The following is an 18,468-nucleotide window of genomic DNA, read 5'->3' as shown; positions in this document are numbered from 1 at the left end:
CAGGAGAATCCCATGCGTACCGAAACGAAGCATTCGTGGTGGCGTGAACTGGGCGCCGTCAGCCAGGGCATGCTGTTCCTCGATGGTCATATCGCCAGCACCGAAGCACTCCGCGCGAGCGGTGGCGAAAACCCCACGGCGCGGAGGCCAGTCCCGCCCGAACGCCACGAGCGCGCCCTGCGGGTGCTGCATGCCCGCAGGCGACGCGAGATGACCGCGCTGTCGTTGTTCCGGTGAGCGCGCGGCGTCGACTCGGGAGTGTGATCCGCTTTTACCTTCCCCTTGATCAGCCATTCGGCTGTTGAAGGCGAAAAAGGGGAACCGGGGGGATTTGCTGTTGGCACGAAGAGCAAATCCCCCGTCGCCTCTGGCGCCCGCCCCCTTTTTCAAAAGGGGGCTAACAAGCAACTCTGACGCTCGGAAACCGGCTTTGCTTCCCCCTTTGAAAAAGGGGGACTGAGGGGGATTTGCTGTTGGCGAGGAGAGCAAATCCCCCTTCGCCTTCAGCACCGCCCCTTTTTCAAAGGGACTTTCGTGCCCGGGAATCGACCAGCCCCCAAAACAAACGCCCGGCACAAGGCCGGGCGTCTGCAACATCAACCGCGGATCACCACCCTCACAGGTGCTTGATGATCTCGTCGGCGAACTCGCTGCACTTCACTTCGGTGGCGCCGTCCATCAGGCGGGCGAAGTCGTAGGTGACGCGCTTGCTGGCGATGGCCTTGTTGACGCCGTCGATGATCTTGTCGGCGGCTTCGGTCCAGCCCATGTAGCGCAGCATCATCTCGCCGGACAGGATCACCGAACCCGGGTTCACCTTGTCCAGATCGGCGTACTTGGGCGCGGTGCCGTGGGTGGCCTCGAACACCGCGTGGCCGGTCACGTAGTTGATGTTGGCGCCCGGCGCGATGCCGATGCCGCCCACCTGCGCGGCCAGCGCGTCGGACAGGTAGTCGCCGTTGAGGTTGAGCGTGGCGGACACGTCGTATTCGCGCGGACGCAGCAGGATCTGCTGCAGGAACGCGTCGGCGATGGCGTCCTTGATGACGAGGCCCGCGCCCGGCTTGCCTTCCGGAATCACGTGCCACGGACCGCCGTCCAGCTCCACCGCGCCGAAGTAGTCGCGCGCCACCTGGTAACCCCAGTCACGGAAGCCACCTTCGGTGAACTTCATGATGTTGCCCTTGTGCACCAGCGTGACCGACTTGCGGCCATTGTCGATGGCGTACTGGATGGCGCTGTGGACCAGGCGCTCGGTACCCAGGCGGCTGACCGGCTTGATGCCCAGGCCGACTTCCACGCCCACGTCGCGGTGCGGGGCGCCGATGCCTTCCAGCGCCTGCTGCCACTCGTTGGCCTTCTCCTGGGTGCCGAAGCGGATCTTGCCGAACGCCTGCGGGAATTCCCTGGCCAGGAAGTCCAGCACCTTCTGCGACTCGGCGCTGCCGCCGGCCCATTCGATGCCCGCGTAGATGTCCTCGGTGTTCTCGCGGAAGATCACCATGTCGACGTCGCCCGGCTTCTTGACCGGCGAGGGCACGCCTTCGAACCAGCGCACCGGGCGCAGGCAGACGTACAGATCGAGCATCTGGCGCAGCGCCACGTTGAGCGAGCGGATGCCGCCGCCGACCGGCGTGGTCAGCGGACCCTTGATCGAGACCAGGTAGTCGCGGCAGGCCTGCACGGTCGAATCCGGCAGCCAGGTGCCGAACTGGTTGTTGGATTTCTCGCCGGCGAACACTTCCAGCCAGTGGATCTTCTTGGCGCCGCCGTAGGCTTTTTCCACCGCCGCGTCGAGCACGCGGACGCTGGCGCGCCAGATGTCCGGACCGGTGCCGTCACCCTCGATGAAGGGAATGATCGGATGGTTGGGGACATTGAGCTTGCCGCCGGAGATGGTGATCTTCTCACCGCCGGGGGGCGGGGTGAGGACAGGTTCTGCCATGGAACTGCTCCCGGTTGAGATGGCACGCGGCACGCCGCGCGCAGGGTGAACAAAGGGACGAACGAAAAGGGGTACGACAGGGATGAAGCGGACGCCCATTGTCGCGGTTTATGCAGTCATGGGCAAAACCCGGATCACCATGGCCCGGCGTACGGACGCCGGGGGCCTACCCGTTCAACCGCCGCAACCCTCACCGCAGGGCCGGTGCGGCTCGCCCGCATCCTGCGAGGTTTCCAGGACCTGGCCGAAGATCGCCGGTGGGGTGAAGGTGACGCCGAGGGTTTCGCACAAAAAAAGCGGGCGCGGTTCGCACCGCGCCCGAGCTTGCCCACCAGGGTGGGAGAGAGGGTGGGAATTACTTGACTTCGATTTCCTGGGTCATGCCGACGGCCTGGCCGTTCAAGGTCACGTCGACCTTGTACTTGCCGGCGGGCCAGGGATTGGCGTTGGTGAACTCGATGTTGGTGGTGCCATCGCCATCCGCCGTGCGCTTGGTGCTTTGCTGCCCCGCGACCTGGCCATCCTGATAGGTCAACTTGGCATCGATGGTCGCATCGGCGGGGGCGCTCGCATCGGTCTTCACCGACACGATGATCTTGTCCTTCGGGGTGAAGGTGGACACCGCGGCGACCGACTTGTCGGCGGCGGCGGCATTGCCCACGGTCACGCCGGTCGCGCTCACGGCGGGAGCCGGTGCGGGCTCAGCCGGTACGGGCGCCGGAGCGGGTTCGGTGGCGGCTGGCGGCGCGGCGACCGGTTCTTCCTTCTTCTTGCAGGCGGCCAGGGCCACGGTGCCGGCCAGCGCGATCATCAGGGCATAGGAAATGCGGTTCTGCTTCATGGTGTCAGTCCTTGTGTCAGCCGTTGAATGGTCGGTGAGGTGAGCGGATCAGGCGATGCTGTCCTTGGGCGGCAGCTTGATCACCTGGCCGGGGAAGATCCGGTCGGGGTCCTCGATGACGTCGCGATTGGCCTCGAAGATGTGCTTCCAGGCGTTGGCACTACCGTAATGTTCCTTGGCGATCTTGGAGAGCGTGTCGCCCTTCTCGATCGTGTAGCTCTGCTCCCCGATGGCCTCTTCGGTGCTGTCCACCTTCGCGGTGACACCGGAGAAATCGGCTTTCTGTTGTTCGGTGGAATCCACCTTCGCGGTGACGCCCGAAAAATCCGCTTTCTTCTCGTTGCTCATACACAACCGTCCTTCCGTGCAGGATGTTGGGACGAGCTAGCCTTGCATGCGCCCTGTTAAGAAATCATGGGATTGGCGTGAAGGCCGACGTGGCCTTCAGCAAGCCGCTACTGACGCGGTTCGCGCTGCGCCGGAAGCGCGGTTACGCCCGGGGTGGCGCGCCACGGATTGATGTCCAGGCCACCGCGTCGGGTATAGCGCGCTTCCACCGACAGCCATTGCGGCGAGCAATGTGTCATCAAATCGCAATGGATGCGTTCGACGCATTGTTCATGGAACTCGGCGTGGCCGCGGAAACCGACCAGATAGCGCAGCAGTTCGGCGCGGTCGATGCGCGGGCCCGCGTAGCGGATCACCACCGTGGCCCAGTCGGGCTGGCCGGTGACCGGGCAGTTGGATTTGAGCAGCGCCGATACCAGGGTTTCCTCCACCAGGACAGTGCTGTCGATGAGCAGGCCTTCCGGGCGCGGCGGACCGTAGTGATTGATCTCAACGTCCAGATCATCCAGCGATTCGCCCTCGATTGTTTCGACCATCGGCGGCAATCCGAACGCCACCGTCACGTCAGCGCCCGCGCGCGCCGAAAGATCCGTGCGGATGCACTCCAGCACCGCGGCATCGCTGTTGAAGCGGGTGGCGTTGAGCGAGTTGAGGAACAGCTTGAGCGACTTGGATTCGATCAGGTTCGATGAGTCACAAGGCACGGAGAAGGTGGCCGTGGCGACCCGCGGCTTGCCGCGCGCGTCCAGCCAGCTCAGTTCGTAGGCGTGCCAGCGGTCGTGTCCGATGAACGGCAGCGCGTCGTCGGCGATGCCGATCTCGGCCCGCGCCTGCCGGCGCGGAATCGGAAACAGCAGACTGGGATCGTAGTGATCCGGATAGGCGACTTCGCGCCCCAGCAGGGAATCTTCGGGCTTGCTCATGGTGTTAGTTTAGTCCCGTCCGCCTGTACGCTAGGCGGCCTCGGAGACCGTCATGGGAAGCATCGGAGCGCGTCACGGCATCGCCGCCGGGTTGGCGTGCGTGCTGGCGGCCTGCGCGCCACTCCCCGCCGCACCCCCGCCGCCGCCATCGGCCGGGACCGCGCCGGCCGGTGGCGCCAGCGCCGAAGTGCGGGAACTGGCGGTGGGCGGCTTCCTCGACCTTGCCCTGCCGGCCAATGCCAGCACCGGCTACGGCTGGGAATTGGTCGAAACCGGCGCGCCGGTGCTGCGGCAGACCACGCCGCCGCCATTGGCCGACGACACCCCCGCCGCGCCGCCAATGCCCGGAGCGGGTGGCGCTTCGTGGCCGAGCAATCGGGCGTCGCCGAGTTGCGACTCGTCTACCGCCGCACCTGGGAAAAGGACGTACCACCGGCGCGCGAGGTGCGCTATCGGGTGACGGTGAGCACCCCGGGCCCATAGAGACGCCATGGAGTGGAACGTATCCGGTGCACCGGGCACGGAGGACCCGACTCCGATCGCCTGCGTGGAGGAGCCTGTCCCTCAGATCTCCGTTTGTCGCCACGCCACGGCCAGGAATGATCGCTTTCGATCATCCCCTGGATCCGGAACAAAGCAGACCTTGGGACATCCGTCGTCGTAGGTGTCCGGCGATGGCTTTCATCGCGCACCCGAAACCATATTCCATCCACGCAGGTCTGGCGCCCGCATTGCCTGGCGATCGGCAGGTTTCCACGCCAGCGCATTGGCTCCACCGCCCACCTGAGTGCGGCGGGAAAACAGGCCGGTTCTTCGACGTAATTCGCCGGACATTCGAATTCGGACAACTCCGATTCCAAAGGTTCAGGGCAATGTCCAACGTGAACTCGAAAGCGCACTGCCGAAAAAAGTGGGGAATGGCAGGGGCATCGGGAACATCAACTAGGACTTGAGAGGAGGTTGCCATGGCGGGCAAGCCGGTTGCGCGACGCTATGTTCATCTGGCCATGTTCGCGGGCTGCGCGATCTGCTCAGCGGTTTCGCATGCGGGGGGATCCGGCAAAAGGATCACGGTGGGGGAAACCGACCCTGCGCGCCGCTACGCAGTGGAGGAAGCGTTGGGAGCGGATTGCAGAACGAGTTTCGCTTCCGATCCACCTCTCCAGGACAGCGCCTGCTACGGCGGGTTGCCGCCGCATATGGCGGCGTTCCTGCGCCAGATTCCGGAGGGGCACACCTTCTTGGACGCGGCCGAGCGCGAGGCTGCGGCTGCGGCGAAGCAGAAGTTCCGTGCAGTCGAAGGCTTGGGCCAACAGCGGGACTTCGTGACCATCATCGGTCATTTCAGCTCGTTCTGGATTCGTTCCTTCGAGGGCCCCGACCCGGATACCACCGTGTATCTCGTGTACGGACCGGAATGCGATATGAGTTGGCGTCTTAGAGGCCGGTACAAGTGCATTTCCTATGACGCCTTCCTGCGCCAGTTCAAGCTGTATCGCGTCCACAAGGGCGGCAAGCCCGAGGACGTGACCCGAACGTTGGCTCCTCCGGCTCCCACGCTGACCCGGGCCGAGCGCCGCCGCTATGGCCGGTATCTCCTGCCCGAGGGCGATGCGAAGAAGAGCGACGCGCGTCTGGACCTCACCCGCCTGGAATACGTGCCGGTGATGCGCTGGGTGCTGGAGCCGGTGAAGGACGAGCGGGAAGAGGAGTACTACGCGCCGCCCCTGCCGGGGTCGGACCCGCGTGCGTTCGATGATTTCTACGGCGGCTACAAGGCGCATTTCGGTTTCCTGGTGTGGACGGGAACCCGGTTCGAACTTCGCGAGCAGGTGCCTGCCGAACTCTGGCCCTGCCGCACGGGGCGGGGCAAGTCGGCTTGCCCACCCCGCTACGACAGCCGCATTGACCGCTATCTGACCGCACCTGCGCCAATCGAGTCCGGGAGCCGCAACCCATGACGCTATTATTCGCCACAGCCTCTGCCAAGTGGGTGGACAGGGGCACGCTTGTGCGCTTCGGTGTTCTCGCGGGGTTGTTGATCGGGACGGCGCAAGCGGACGTGTCCGCTGCGCCGCCGCAGACATCGTCCACTTCTGTGGTGAAGCCTGCACCGGCCATCACAAACCCCGCTGTATCCGCGCCGACCTCCGGTTTACCCGACAGATTCGCGGTGGAGAAAGTGCTCGGTGCGGATTGCAGAAAGGATTTTTTCGCTCCCGAGCCTCCTCTCCAGGACCGCGCCTGCTACGGTTGGCCGCCGCCGCATATGGCGGCGTTCCTGCGCCAGATTCCGGAGGGGCACACCTTCCTGAGCGCGGCCGAGCGCGAAGCCGCGGCGGTGGAGAAGCAGAAGTTCCGCGCGGTCAAAGGCTTGGGCCAACGGCCGGACTTCGTGGTCGTCATTGCGCACCTCAGTTCGTTCTGGATTCGTTCCTTCGAGGGCCCCGACCCGGATACCACCGTGTATCTCGTGTACGGGCCGGAATGCGATGCGACCTGGCCGGATTGGCCCTACAAGTGCTGGCCCCGCGACGCTTTCCTGCGCCAGTTCAAGCTGTATCGCGTCCACAAGGGCGGCAAGCCCGAGGACGTGACCCGAACGTTGGCTCCTCCGGCTCCCACGCTGACCCGGGCCGAGCGCCGCCGCTATGGCCGGTATCTCCTGCCCGAGGGCGATGCGAAGAAGAGCGACGCGCGCCTGGACCTCACCCGACTGGACTACGTGCCGGTGATGCGCTGGGTGCTGGAGCCGGTGAAGGACGAGCGGGAAGACGAGTACTACGCGCCGCCCCTGCCGGCGTCGGACCCGCGTGCGTTCGGTGACTTCTACGGCGGCTACAAGGCGCATTTCGGTTTCCTGGTGTGGACGGGAAACCGGTTCGAACTTCGCGAGCAGGTGCCTGCCGAACTCTGGCCCTGTCTTATGGAACAGGGGGAGCGGGCCTGCCCACCCCGCTACGACAGCCATATTGACCGCTATCTGATGGCGCCCGGTTCTTCGGGTGCTCCGGAGGACACCCCATGAGAAACCCGCATTCCACCGCATCCACCGATATCGACATCCGCGACAGCGCCGATCAGGTCATCGCGCTGTTTCGCCGGAGTGAGCACGCCGAAGCGCTGCGGTTGCTGGAAGCCAGGCGCGAGGCCGAGCGGCCCGGGGTGCAGGAAGCACTGGATCGTTACGTCGCGGCCGGGCTGCGTGTCGAACTGGATGGCCCCGGTCGTGCCGGGACGGATGCGCAGGTGTGGAACCGGCTGCGACAGGCATTGCGCGAACCACGGATGCCGGCTTACAGCCGGGAGGCCAATGCACCCAACGAGCTCGTGGGCCTGACCGAGGCGCAACAGCATGACGTCTACGCCAGCATCGTGGAAACCCGCGGTACCCGGGCCGCCTACGACGCCTTGCGCCGCGACGGCGAAAGCGTACTGCTCGGGCTACGCAAAGAGAATTCGACCCTGGCCTCGATGGGCGGCACCGGTCTGGCCGGCACCGGCGTCTACGACGATCACATCGTGGCGCTCAGCCGGACCACGGAGGGCGCGCGGCGCGTATACATCGCGGATCGCGCGAATACGGAACCGACCGCGCAGTACGGTCATCATGTCGGAAGCGATGGCCGGAGACCGCTCGGTAGTGGTGTCGAAGGGCGTCGTATTCCTCCCAGTCCGGGGTATGAGCAGGTGACACGGCCCCGCAAGATTCAGGGAGAGGACGTTGATGGAGATGGCATGCTGGACCTTGGACGCCTGGCAGCGGGCACCATCGAAATGGAGAAGACCACACATCCGGCCAGGGGCAATCCGGGAGATTTTTCCTTGCGCCCAACCAGGGCGGCCGAAACCACAGGACTCGGCCAGATACAACGCGACACCAACGGCGATGGCCGGTTCACCGAGACGGACATCAACGGCGTACAGAACTTGAACACCACGTTCAAGGTCCATGCCGGCTCGCGCAACAACACCGACTCGGCCGGTTGCCAGACCATCCATCCCGATCAGTACCAGGGTTTCGCCGACGCGGTTCGCGCCAATCCGCGGCAGACGCGTTGGCAGTACGTGCTCACGGCGGTCGAGGCGGAAGGCCGGGCCCGGAACGATGAAGGGCCGGACCGGGAACCCCCACGGCGACGGCCAGCCGAGGCGATGCCACCGGCTGGAATGAATGGCGCCGCGGGCGATCGTCAGGGCCATTACCAACCCGCGTCGGGGCCGTTCGACAATCCCCATCTCAATCAGGCCTTGACCGCACTACGGAGCGGCGACAGAGAGCACCTCGACCGCGTCGCGCTGGCATTCTCGCAATCATTCGAAGGGCAGCGATTGGCGCAGCTCGGCGAGCGGTGGCTGGCCAGACAGCATGCCGAAGAGCATCAGCGTTCACAGGAACAACCGGCAGTGAGGTCCCATGAGCCTCCCGTCATGCGTAGATAAAGCAGTGCCGGGAAAAGGAAGCAATGGGAGCAATGAACATGGAAACCGATGCAGCCACGCGGCGCGCCCTGGAGGATGCGACAGGCGCAATCCTGATGCTGCACGCGGCACTGGGGCAGCAGGAAACCCGCATGGCGACGTCGCTCGAACGGCACATGCAGACGCTGCGCCAGGAAGCGAGCCGATTCCGGGTCGATATCACGAAGACCGTCAGTGATGCCGGCATCCAGATCGAGAAGGAGGTGAGGGGCGTGATTTCACCGCTCGCCGTCGAATGTGATCAAACCATGGCGAAGATCTCCGCGCGCCTGCGGGGATTGAGCCATGCGGCATGGCTGTGGTTTGCCGCCGCAGGGGGCGCCTTGTTGCTGGTAATCCTCGTCGCCTGGACCGTGCTGGGCTACTACCGCCGTGAACTCGCTTCCGCGAGGGATGAGCTTCAGCGCTACGAGGACGCGGTTCCCGTCCTCCGTGCCTTCTATGCGTCCGATGCGGTGATCTGCGGGGATCGGGTATGCGTCAACGTCCAGTCCGATGGACAGCACGCGGGCGACAAGCGCCAGTATCGCCAGGCGAAGCGCCGGCCTGAATCCTGAGGCGGCCGTCGGTTCCATCGATCCCGATCGAGGTGGCCGGTTCCGCTTGGAAGTCGGCCACCTCCGTGTACATCTAGCCGGCCGTGGCCGGTGCCGGTGTGCCGTTCAGATAGTCCAGGGTGACCTGCAGCAACGCCCGGAAACCCACGTCCAGCGCGCCTTCGTCAAGCAGGAACTTCGGCGAATGGTTGCTCGGCGCGGTGGCGGGATCCACGTCCTTGCCGGTGGCGCCGACGAAGAAGAACATCGCCGGGGCCTTCTGCCCGTACAGCGAGAAGTCCTCCGAACCCATCTGCAGCGGCGGCTCGAACACGTTGTCCACGCCCGCCACCGCCCGCAGGCTCGGCAGCATGCGGGCGGTCAGGGCGGGATCGTTGATCGTCGGCGGATTGCCGTCGTGGCTTTCGATGTTCACTTCCGCGCGCGCGCCGTGCGCGGCGCCGACATGCTTGGACACGTTGGTCAGGTCGGCGAAGATTTTCTGCCGCATGCCCTCGTCGAAGGTGCGGATGGTGCCCAGCACCTCCACATCGTCCGGAATGATGTTGTAGCGGATGCCGCCCTTGATCGCGCCGAAGGTCACCACCGCCGGCAGTCGCGAGATATCGGTGCGGCGGCTGACGATCGTCTGTGCGCTGCCGATCAAATCCGCCATCGCCACGATCGGATCGATGCCGCCCCAAGGCCGCGAGCCATGGGTCTGGCGGCCGATCATGCGGATGCTGAAGCGATCCGAGGCCGCCATCATCGGGCCCTGGCGCACCGCGATGTGTCCCACCGGAATGTTGGCGAACACATGCAGACCGAACACGGCGTCCGGCTTGAAGTCGTCGAACAGGCCCTGCTTGAGCATCAGCGATGCCCCGCCTTCCTCGCCGCTCGGCGGACCTTCCTCGGCGGGCTGGAACACTAGCAGCACCTCGCCGGGCAGCTCCTTGCGCATTGCCACCAGCGCCTCGGCCACGCCCATCAGGATGCTGGTGTGCGCGTCGTGGCCGCAGGCGTGCATCACGCCGACCGCTTCGCCGCGATAGGTTGAAGTGGCCTTGGAAGCGAACGGCAGGCCGGTCTGTTCGGTCACCGGCAATGCGTCCATGTCCGCGCGCAGCGCCACCCGCGGTCCCGGCTTGCCGCCCTTGATGACCGCGGTGACGCCATGGAAGGCCACGCCGGTCTTCGGTTGCAGGCCCAGCTTGCGCAGGTGTGCGGCCACCTGGGCGGCGGTGCGCTCCTCGCGGTTGGACAGTTCCGGGTGCTGGTGGAAATCGCGCCGCCAGGCGACCACCTTGTCCTGCAACTGCTGCGCGGCGGTCGCCACCTCCGGACGCTGGACGGCGGACGCGGCATCCTGGGCGAAGGCGGGAGGCAGCAGCAGGGCGAACAACAGCGGTGTCGAGGACAGGATGGTGCGCATCAAGGATCTCCCGGCGATATCGGCCGATGCTAACCCGATCCCGGCAGCCGCGCGCGGCAACGCTTAGAATGCTGGCCGCAGCACGTTCCCGGGTGATAAAAGCGCCGGGCGGCCGCTTCTCTTTCCTAGAACCCCATGCACGACGTCGCCCTGCAGATCCTGCTGCTGCTGTTCCTCGCCGGCCTGCTGGCCGGGTTCATCGATTCCATCGCCGGTGGCGGCGGCATGATCACCATTCCGGCGATGCTGCTGGCCGGCATTCCGCCGTTGCAGACGCTCGGCACCAACAAGCTGCAATCGCTGTTCGGATCCGCATCGGCCAGCTGGAGCTACGCGCGCCACGGCCACGTCGACCTGCGCATGCAATGGCCGATGGCGTTGATGGCGGCGCTGGGTGCGGTCGGCGGCGCGTTGCTGGCCACCGTGATGCCGGGGGACTGGTTGAAGGCGGCGCTGCCGTTCCTGCTGATCGCCATCGCGGTGTATTTCGGGCTCAAGCCCAACATCGGCGACGTGGACAAGCATCGCCGCATGAGCGTGACCGCGTTCGGTTTCGGCTTCGTGCCAGTGGTGGGGTTCTACGACGGCCTGTTCGGACCGGGCACCGGTTCGTTCCTGATGCTGGGCTTCGTCAGCCTGGCCGGCTACGGCATCCTCAAGGCCACCGCGCACACCAAGTTCCTCAATTTCGGTTCCAACGTCGGTGGGTTCGTGGTGTTCCTCGCCACCGGCGCGGTATTGTGGAAAGTCGGTCTGGCGATGGGCGCCGGGCAGTTCATCGGCGCGCAACTGGGGTCCCGCTTCGCGATGAAACAGGGCGCGCGGATCATCAAGCCGCTGCTGGTGACCGTCTCCATCGCGCTGGCGATCCGCCTGCTGGCGGATCCGGCACATCCGCTGCGCCAGTGGCTGGCGCTGTGATCGGGTGTGGTCGTCACGCGCCCGGCGATGGCCGGACGCGTGAGGGGAGCCGCTGATGCTCAGCGGCTGACCATCGCCATGCCGGCGGCGGTGTAGCGATCGCCGGCCACCGCTTCCAGCGGGAACGCGGCCTCGATGCCGGCCAGTTCTTCCGGTGTCAGCACGACGTCGATTGCGTCCAGGTTCTCCTCCAGATACCGCAGGCGTTTGGTGCCCGGAATCGGCACCAGATCCTCGCCCTGCGCCAGCACCCAGGCCAGCGCGAGCTGGCCGGCGGTCACGCCCTTGGCCGCGGCCAGCGCATGCACCTGATCCACCAGCGCCAGATTGCGCGCGAAGTTGTCGCCCTGGAAACGTGGCGAGTGGCGGCGATAGTCGTCGGCGTCGAAATCCGCCAGCGAGCGGATCGCGCCGGTCAGGAAACCCCGCCCCAGCGGGGAATAGGGCACGAAACCGATACCCAGTTCACGCACCGCGTCCAGTACGCCGTTGCTCTCGGGCTCGCGCGACCACAGCGAATACTCGGTCTGCACCGCGGTGATCGCGTGCACCGCGTGGGCGCGGCGGATGGTGTCCGGCGCGGCTTCGGACAGGCCGAGGAAACGCACCTTGCCCTGTTCGACCAGGCGCGACATCGCGCCCACGGTGTCCTCGATCGGCACCTGCGGATCGACGCGGTGCTGGTAGTACAGATCGATGTGATCCACCCCCAGCCGCTGCAGGCTGGCGTCGCAGGCGGCCTGCACGTACTCCGGGCGGCCGTCCACGCCGCGGGCGTGCGGGTCGGCCGGATCCAGGCGGATGCCGAACTTGGTGGCCAGGAACACCTGGTCGCGGCGGTCGGCGATGGCCTTGCCGACCAGGATTTCGTTGGTATGCGGGCCGTACATGTCGGCCGTGTCCAGCAGGTTCAGACCACGCTCCAGCGCGCGGTGGATCACGGCGATGGATTCGCCTTCATCGCCGCGGCCGCCGTAGAAGGCGCTCATGCCCATGCAGCCCAGGCCGAGGGTGGAGACGGTCGGGCCATGGCGGCCCAGCGTGCGGGTTTTCATCGGGAACTCCTTGCGGATGGGGGAGGTCGCACCGGCGCGGCGATGCCGTGCCGGTGCGACCTGATCACCATAGAACTGGTGATTGCGCCGATAAAGACGCAATATCCTAATCCTGTCTGAAGGTGAGCTTCATAATGGCGTCCCATCCGCTGCCGGCCGTGCTCGCCTTCGCGCGGGTCGCCCACCACGCCAGCTTCACCCGCGCCGCGCTGGAACTGGAGATCAGCCCCTCCGCGCTGTCGCAGACCGTGCGCGCGCTGGAACGCCAACTCGGCGTGCGCCTGCTCAACCGCACCACCCGTCGGGTCGCGCTGACCGAGCACGGCCAGCGTTTTCTGCAACAGGTGGCGCCCGGCCTGCGTCAGATCGACGAGGCTTTCCGCGACATGGACTTCCTGCGCGACCGGCCCGCCGGGCACCTGCGCATCAACCTGCCGAACGTGGTGGCCGAGCGCATGATCGCGCCGCATCTGCCAACGTTCATGGCGCGCTGGCCGGAAGTGCAGGTGGAACTGTTCGTCGAACCGGCGCTGGCCGATCTGGTGGCCGGCGGTTTCGATGCCGGCATCCGCCTGGGCGAGTCGCTGGCCCGGGAAATGGTGGCGTTGCCGATCGGTCCCATGCAACGCCAGGCCATCGTCGCCACCCCCGGTTATTTCCGGCGTCATCCCGCCCCGACCGAACCCGCCGACCTCGTCCACCACGAATGCGTGCGCTACCGGCGCAGCAATGGTCGCCTCATGGCGTGGGAATTCACCCGCGAGGGCTGCGATTTCGACGTGGAAGTGGGTGGCCGCCTGATCGTCAACGACAGCGATCTCGGCCTGGTCCTGGTGCGGCAGGGGCTGGCGATGTCACAGGTGTTCGAGGCCCAGATCGAGGCGGATCTGCGCAGCGGCGCGCTGGTGCGGGTGCTGGAGGACTGGCAGCAGCCGTTCGCCGGCTTCCACATCTACTATCCGGCGCGCGAACATCTGCCGCCCAAGCTGCGGGTGTTCATCGACTATCTGCGCGAAGTTCTGCCGCCGCCCTGACCGCGGCGGCTTCCACGCGGATCAGCGGAACACCACCGTGCGATGTCCGTTGAGCAGGATGCGATGCTCTACGTGCCGGCGCACCGCGCGCGCCAGCACCAGCGATTCGGTATCGCTGCCCAGCCGGCTCAGATCGCGCGGCGTCATCGCGTGATCAACGCGCGCGATGTCCTGTTCGATGATCGGACCTTCGTCGAGATCGCGGGTCACGTAGTGCGCGGTGGCGCCGATGATCTTGACCCCGCGACGATGCGCCTGGTGGTACGGATGCGCGCCCTTGAAGCTGGGCAGGAAGCTGTGGTGGATGTTGATGGCGCGCCCGGCCAGCGCATCGCACAGATCCGGCGACAGGATCTGCATGTAGCGCGCCAGCACCACCAGATCCACCTGGGCCTGTTCGACCAGATCCAGGATCCGGCGCTCCTGTGCGCCACGATTGTCGGCATCCACCGGCAGGTGATGGAAAGGCACGCCGTAGGAGGCGGCCAGCGGCGCGAAGTCACGATGGTTCGAGGCCACCGCCGCGATCTCCACCGGCAACTGCCGGCTGTGCGCGCGGAACAGCAGATCGTTGAGGCAGTGGCCCTGCTTGCTGACCAACACCAGCAGGCGCGCCTTGCGGCGGGCGTCGTGGATCTGCCAGCTCATCGAGAATGCTTCGGCCAAGGTTTCGAAGCGCGCCTCCAATGCCGGCAACGCCGCCGCGGAGGGCAGGTCGAAATGCACGCGCAGGAAGAAACGGCCGGATTCCTCGTCGCCGAACTGCTGCGCATCGATGATGTTGCAGTCCGATTCGAACAGCAGCCCGGTGACCCGATAGACGATGCCGGTGCGATCCGGGCACGACAGGGTGAGGATGTGATCCTGGCGCATGGGGCGGCCGCGTGGGGGGACGGACCAGTGTAGGGCCGCGCCCCGCGCACGCACCATGTCCGCCGGCGAATGTAGCGATGGCGGCGCGACCGATCAGCCCTCCGCCATGCCCTGGCCCAGCTTGCGCAGCAGTCCCGCCAGTGTCGCCTGTTCGCCGGCGTCCAGCGCGGCCACCGCCCTGCGCGCCTGATCGAACCGCAGCGCGATGGCGCGCTCGGCCAGCTTCACGCCCTTGGCGGTCAGCACCGCGAACAGGGAACGGCCATCGCGCGGGTCCGGTTCGCGCCGGATCAGGCCGCGCGCCTGCAGCCGGTTGAGGCAGGCCGTCATCGCCCCGGAGGTCAGCAGCACGGACTGGCGCAGATCGGTCGGAGACAGCCGGTAAGGCGCGCCGGACCGGCGCAGTGTCGCCAGCAGATCCAGTTCGGTATAGCTGAGTTCGAGCGGCTTCAGGCATTCGTCGGCCCGGGCTTCCAGCAGGCGTCCCAGATGCAGGACCCGCCCCGCGACCGCCATCGCGCCGGCATCCAGGTCAGGACGTTCGCGCCGCCAGTCGGCCAGCAACTGGTCGATCAGGTCGGGTTCGGGCGTATCGGGCTTCTTCATGGAAATATCTTGACATAAAGATATCTGTTGCGCGAGGCTGCGCACCCCGCTGCCGGAATTCCGCCCATGAAGCGCATGCCGTGGCTGTCGATTCTCGTGTTGTTGTCGCTGTCGGGTTCCGTGATGCCCGCGCAGGCACGGCAGGCCGGCGATATCATGGTCACCACCGGAACCGTCCGGGCGGCGGACGGCACCCCGGTGCCTTACGAAATCGGCACGCTGTACGTGCCGGAGCATCGTGGCGTTACCGGCAGCCGCCTGATCGGTGTCGGCTTCGCCCGTATCCGCGCCCGCGCGCCGGGTGACGCGCCGCCGGTGTTCTGGTTGCCCGGCGGCCCCGGCCTCTCGGTGCTGGACGCCTTCGACGGCAGCAGCGAGGCCGCGCGCAGCCGGCTGGCGTCCTGGCTGACCTATCGGGACACGGCGGACCTGGTGGTGATCGAGCAGCGCGGTTACAGCGAGCGCGGCGAAAAGCTCACGGCGATGTCGCCGGCGTGGCCGCGCGAGCGCGCGTTCACCGCGCGGGACGACATCGACGATGCCCTGCTGAGGGTGAAGTCCGCCGTGGCCGCGCATCCGGACAAGGATCTGGCTGGCTACACCATCGCGGCCTGCGCGGATGACGTCGACGACCTGCGGCGCGCCCTGGGCTATCCGCGCATCAGCCTGTTCGGCGGCAGTTTCGGATCGCAATGGAGCTTCGCGGTGATGCGCTCACATCCGGATATCGTCGTGCGTGCCGTACTGGCATCGATCGAACCGCTGGATTTCGGCTACGACATGCCCTCGCCGCTGCTGGCGACGATGCAGCGCATCGCCTTCGAGGCCGACCGTGATCCCGGATTGGTACCGTACCTGCCACCTGGCGGCCTGATGGCCGCCATCGACGATCTGCGCGAGCGCTTCAGCCGGCAAGCGGTCACGCTCGATCTCCACGACGGTGCCGCGCCGGTGGTGATCGGTCTGGCCGACCTGCAGGCTTCGCTGCTGGCGGAAGCCGGCGCGCCCGAGACCTGGCCGGCCTTCGTGCTGTCGCTGTACCACGGCCACTACACCGCGTGGGCGCGCGAAGTGGCGGCGGGGCGGCAGGCGCAGCCGTATAAACTCATCGGCCCGCTGATCGACACCAGCCTGGGCATCACGCCGCAACGCGAGTACCAGTTGCGCCATGACCCGGCCGTCGCGTACACGGGCGTCGCCGGGTTCGCGCCGTACCTCGCCGCCGCCGCCGGCTGGCCCACGCCGGACCTGGGTGACGACTATCGCCGCCTTCGCCCCATCGACACCCCGGTGCTGATGGTGCATGGCAACTGGGACACATCCACGCCGATCGAGAACATGCAGGCGCAGTTGCCTTACCTGCGCAACGGCCACGCGATCGTGATCCACCGTGGCGGCCATGACGGCGTGTTCTACCAGTTGCGCAACGCGCCCGACGCCAAGGCGGCGGTGCATCACTTCCTGCGTACCGGTGAGTTCGGTGACCTGCCCGTGGAGGTGACCTTGCCGCCGCCCGCCTTCACCGTTCCGGACTTTCCCGCGCCGGCCGCGCGGCGTTGAGACTGCCTCAGTCCAGCACGACCGGCGGCGGCAGCGGCGGGGTCTGGGTGGGTCGGCCCATTGGATCCAGCGCGATCATCACGAAGTGGCCGCGCGTGCACAGCTTGCGCTCGCCGCTCAGCAGATCCTCGGTGATGACTTCGACATCCACGTTCATCGAGCTGCGGCCGACCTTGACGATGCGCGCGATGACCTCGACCAGATCGCCCTTGTGGATGGGCTGGTTGAAATCCACCTGCTCCGAGCGCGCGGTCACCACCGTGGTACGCGCGTAGCGCGAAGCGGCGATGAACGCGGACATGTCCATCCACGCCAGCGCCTGGCCACCGAACAGCGTGCCCAGGTGGTTGGTGTGGTCGGGGAAGACCATGTGCAGCAGCCGCGCCTCGATCGGGCGCGGGTCGGACAGGGAATGTTCGGACATGCGGTTGCTCCGTGTTGCCTCCGTGTTGCCAGTGCCTCCCGGACGCATCCTAGCGCAGGAAACGGACTCCGGAATGAATCCCTGCGGGAGCGACGTCAGTCGCGATGCTCTCCGGCCGGACCTGGAGCATTCGCGACTGACGCCGCTCCCACAAAGTGGTTTACGCGAAAACGATCAGAACGCGTGATCGAAGCCGACTTCGCCCTGCACGCCGACCTGGTAGGCCGAGACGCGGCGTTCGAAGAAGTTGGTCAGCTCCTGCACGTCCTGCAGTTCCATGAACGGCAATGGATTGCGCACGTTGTACTTCTTCTCCATGCCCAGCTTGACGAAGTGCTGGTCGGCGCAGTGCTGCAGGTACTGGCGCATGTCGCGGGTGGAGATGCCGGCCACGCCGCCGGACAGCACGTCCTCGGCGAACTGCACCTCGCATTCGATCGCCTCGGCCAGCATGTCGTAGACCTGTTCGCGCATGCGGTCGTCGAACAGCTCGGGCTCCTCCTCGCGGACCGTGCGCACCGACTCGAACGCGAACTCCATGTGGCAGCTCTCGTCGCGGAACACCCAGTTGGTACCCGAGGCCAGTCCCGGCAACAGGCCGCGTGAGCGGAAGTAGTACACGTAGGCGAAGGCGGCGAAGAAGAACAGGCCCTCGATGCAGGCGGCGAAACAGATCTGGTTGAGCAGGAACTGGCGGCGCTGCTCGCGGGTCTCGATCCGGCGCAGGTCCTGGATCGAGTCGATCCACTTGAAGCAGAACTCGGCCTTCTTGCGGATCGACGGGATGTTCTCCACCGCCGCGAACGCTTTCACCCGTTCGGCCGGATCCGGCAGGTAGTTGTCCAGCAGGGTCAGGTAGAACTGCACGTGCAGCGCTTCCTCGTACAACTGGCGCGACAGGTACATGCGCGCTTCCGGCGCATTGAGATGCTGGTAGAGGTTGAGCACCAGGTTGTTGGACACGATCGAATCGCCGGTGGCGAAGAACGCGACCAGCCGGTGGATCAGGTGGCGGTCGGCGGGGGTCATCTTGTCGTGCAGATCGCTGATGTCGATCTGGAAATTGATTTCCTCGACCGTCCAGGTGTTCTTGATCGCATCGCGGTACATCTCGTAGAACTGCGGATAGCGCATCGGGCGCAGGGTCAGTTCAAAGCCGGGGTCCAGCAGCATCTGGCGGGGTTTGGCGGACATGTCGTGTTTCCTGTTTCTGCTCCTTCCCCGCTATCGGGGGAAGGTGGGATGGGGCGAACGGAGCAGGAGTGCCTCCGTCCGCAAATTTCAACCCCTTCCCCCGCAAGCGGGGAAGGTTGGGATGGGGCGAACGGAGCGGGAGCGTCTCCGTCCACGAATTTCAGCCCCTTCCCCCGCTATCGGGGGAAGGTTGGGATGGGGGCGAACGGAGTGGAGGCTTGTCCGTCTGCGAGAAAAGCAAGATGAAGCGAAGTGGACCTTCGATGGACGTTGGGTGGTTCGTGTTCAATG

The 18,468-nt window shown here is 66.1% G+C and carries 19 protein-coding genes; 9 read left to right on the top strand and 10 right to left on the bottom strand.

The features are described 5' to 3' along the window. The first annotated feature begins 12 nt into the window (after positions 1-12). On the top strand, positions 13-237 hold the full coding sequence (locus AC3DEZ_RS01000) for a hypothetical protein (protein ID WP_488386535.1): 225 nt from the start codon (positions 13-15) through the stop codon (positions 235-237). A 379-nt stretch (positions 238-616) separates the two neighbouring features. On the opposite strand, the gene icd is transcribed toward AC3DEZ_RS01000, so the two are convergent. The 4 genes from icd to queF form a co-directional block, all read right to left on the bottom strand. Continuing rightward, complete coding sequence (gene icd / locus AC3DEZ_RS00995) at positions 617-1,945, bottom strand: isocitrate dehydrogenase (NADP(+)) (RefSeq protein WP_488386534.1); 1,329 nt, start codon at positions 1,943-1,945, stop codon at positions 617-619. A 355-nt stretch (positions 1,946-2,300) separates the two neighbouring features. Next, positions 2,301-2,786 carry a hypothetical protein gene (locus tag AC3DEZ_RS00990; RefSeq protein ID WP_488386533.1) on the bottom strand — a complete coding sequence of 162 codons (486 nt, stop codon included), beginning with the start codon at positions 2,784-2,786 and terminating at the stop codon, positions 2,301-2,303. 48 nt (positions 2,787-2,834) lie between these two features. Further along, positions 2,835-3,134 (bottom strand): LysM peptidoglycan-binding domain-containing protein, encoded by a 300-nt coding sequence (locus AC3DEZ_RS00985; protein ID WP_488386532.1) that lies wholly within the window; start codon positions 3,132-3,134, stop codon positions 2,835-2,837. A 107-nt stretch (positions 3,135-3,241) separates the two neighbouring features. After that, positions 3,242-4,057 carry an NADPH-dependent 7-cyano-7-deazaguanine reductase QueF gene (queF, locus tag AC3DEZ_RS00980; RefSeq protein ID WP_488386531.1) on the bottom strand — a complete coding sequence of 272 codons (816 nt, stop codon included), beginning with the start codon at positions 4,055-4,057 and terminating at the stop codon, positions 3,242-3,244. Positions 4,058-4,109: 52 nt separating this feature from the next. On the opposite strand from queF, the gene AC3DEZ_RS00975 reads away from it, so the two are divergent. The 5 genes from AC3DEZ_RS00975 (at position 4,110) to AC3DEZ_RS00955 (ending at position 9,096) form a co-directional block, all read left to right on the top strand. After that, entirely contained in the window at positions 4,110-4,517 is a 408-nt protein-coding gene (locus tag AC3DEZ_RS00975) for a protease inhibitor I42 family protein (RefSeq protein WP_488386530.1), read from the top strand. A gap of 505 nt (positions 4,518-5,022) precedes the next feature. Continuing rightward, positions 5,023-6,018, top strand: a complete 996-nt coding sequence (locus tag AC3DEZ_RS00970; protein ID WP_488386529.1) for a hypothetical protein — start codon at positions 5,023-5,025, stop codon at positions 6,016-6,018. Then, positions 6,015-7,085 carry a hypothetical protein gene (locus AC3DEZ_RS00965; protein ID WP_488386528.1) on the top strand — a complete coding sequence of 357 codons (1,071 nt, stop codon included), beginning with the start codon at positions 6,015-6,017 and terminating at the stop codon, positions 7,083-7,085. The genes AC3DEZ_RS00970 and AC3DEZ_RS00965 overlap by 4 nt, the downstream gene beginning before the upstream one ends. Further along, positions 7,082-8,500, top strand: coding sequence for a hypothetical protein (locus tag AC3DEZ_RS00960; RefSeq protein ID WP_488386527.1), 1,419 nt, complete (start codon positions 7,082-7,084; stop codon positions 8,498-8,500). The genes AC3DEZ_RS00965 and AC3DEZ_RS00960 overlap by 4 nt, the downstream gene beginning before the upstream one ends. A gap of 32 nt (positions 8,501-8,532) precedes the next feature. After that, positions 8,533-9,096, top strand: coding sequence for a hypothetical protein (locus AC3DEZ_RS00955; RefSeq protein WP_488386526.1), 564 nt, complete (start codon positions 8,533-8,535; stop codon positions 9,094-9,096). A gap of 73 nt (positions 9,097-9,169) precedes the next feature. Here AC3DEZ_RS00955 and AC3DEZ_RS00950 read toward each other — a convergent pair whose 3' ends face one another. Further along, the gene (locus tag AC3DEZ_RS00950; RefSeq protein ID WP_488386525.1) at positions 9,170-10,510 is read right to left on the bottom strand and encodes a M20 family metallopeptidase; all 1,341 of its coding nucleotides are present in this window, start codon (positions 10,508-10,510) and stop codon (positions 9,170-9,172) included. Between the two features lie 135 nt (positions 10,511-10,645). Between AC3DEZ_RS00950 and AC3DEZ_RS00945 the strand changes: the two genes are divergently transcribed. Beyond that, positions 10,646-11,431 carry a TSUP family transporter gene (locus AC3DEZ_RS00945; RefSeq protein ID WP_488386524.1) on the top strand — a complete coding sequence of 262 codons (786 nt, stop codon included), beginning with the start codon at positions 10,646-10,648 and terminating at the stop codon, positions 11,429-11,431. Between the two features lie 59 nt (positions 11,432-11,490). Here AC3DEZ_RS00945 and AC3DEZ_RS00940 read toward each other — a convergent pair whose 3' ends face one another. After that, positions 11,491-12,486 carry an aldo/keto reductase gene (locus AC3DEZ_RS00940; RefSeq protein ID WP_488386523.1) on the bottom strand — a complete coding sequence of 332 codons (996 nt, stop codon included), beginning with the start codon at positions 12,484-12,486 and terminating at the stop codon, positions 11,491-11,493. 134 nt (positions 12,487-12,620) lie between these two features. On the opposite strand from AC3DEZ_RS00940, the gene AC3DEZ_RS00935 reads away from it, so the two are divergent. Then, complete coding sequence (locus AC3DEZ_RS00935) at positions 12,621-13,520, top strand: LysR family transcriptional regulator (RefSeq protein WP_488386522.1); 900 nt, start codon at positions 12,621-12,623, stop codon at positions 13,518-13,520. Positions 13,521-13,541: 21 nt separating this feature from the next. Here the strand turns inward: AC3DEZ_RS00935 and purU are convergent, their stop codons facing one another. Beyond that, complete coding sequence (gene purU / locus AC3DEZ_RS00930) at positions 13,542-14,393, bottom strand: formyltetrahydrofolate deformylase (RefSeq protein ID WP_488386521.1); 852 nt, start codon at positions 14,391-14,393, stop codon at positions 13,542-13,544. A gap of 93 nt (positions 14,394-14,486) precedes the next feature. Next, complete coding sequence (locus tag AC3DEZ_RS00925; protein WP_488386520.1) at positions 14,487-14,999, bottom strand: MarR family winged helix-turn-helix transcriptional regulator; 513 nt, start codon at positions 14,997-14,999, stop codon at positions 14,487-14,489. Between the two features lie 66 nt (positions 15,000-15,065). On the opposite strand from AC3DEZ_RS00925, the gene AC3DEZ_RS00920 reads away from it, so the two are divergent. Further along, a complete protein-coding gene (locus AC3DEZ_RS00920; RefSeq protein ID WP_488386519.1) occupies positions 15,066-16,559 on the top strand; it encodes an alpha/beta hydrolase in 1,494 nt (497 codons plus the stop codon). 7 nt (positions 16,560-16,566) lie between these two features. Here the strand turns inward: AC3DEZ_RS00920 and AC3DEZ_RS00915 are convergent, their stop codons facing one another. Further along, positions 16,567-16,983, bottom strand: coding sequence for an acyl-CoA thioesterase (locus tag AC3DEZ_RS00915; RefSeq protein WP_488386518.1), 417 nt, complete (start codon positions 16,981-16,983; stop codon positions 16,567-16,569). A 174-nt stretch (positions 16,984-17,157) separates the two neighbouring features. Beyond that, positions 17,158-18,177, bottom strand: a complete 1,020-nt coding sequence (locus AC3DEZ_RS00910) for a ribonucleotide-diphosphate reductase subunit beta (protein WP_488386517.1) — start codon at positions 18,175-18,177, stop codon at positions 17,158-17,160. Between the last annotated feature and the right edge of the window lie 291 nt (positions 18,178-18,468).

This window comes from Pseudoxanthomonas sp. 134C1 (assembly GCF_057773065.1).
Note: the sequence above shows the minus strand (reverse complement) of the source record. Positions and strands in the feature narration are given on the sequence as shown.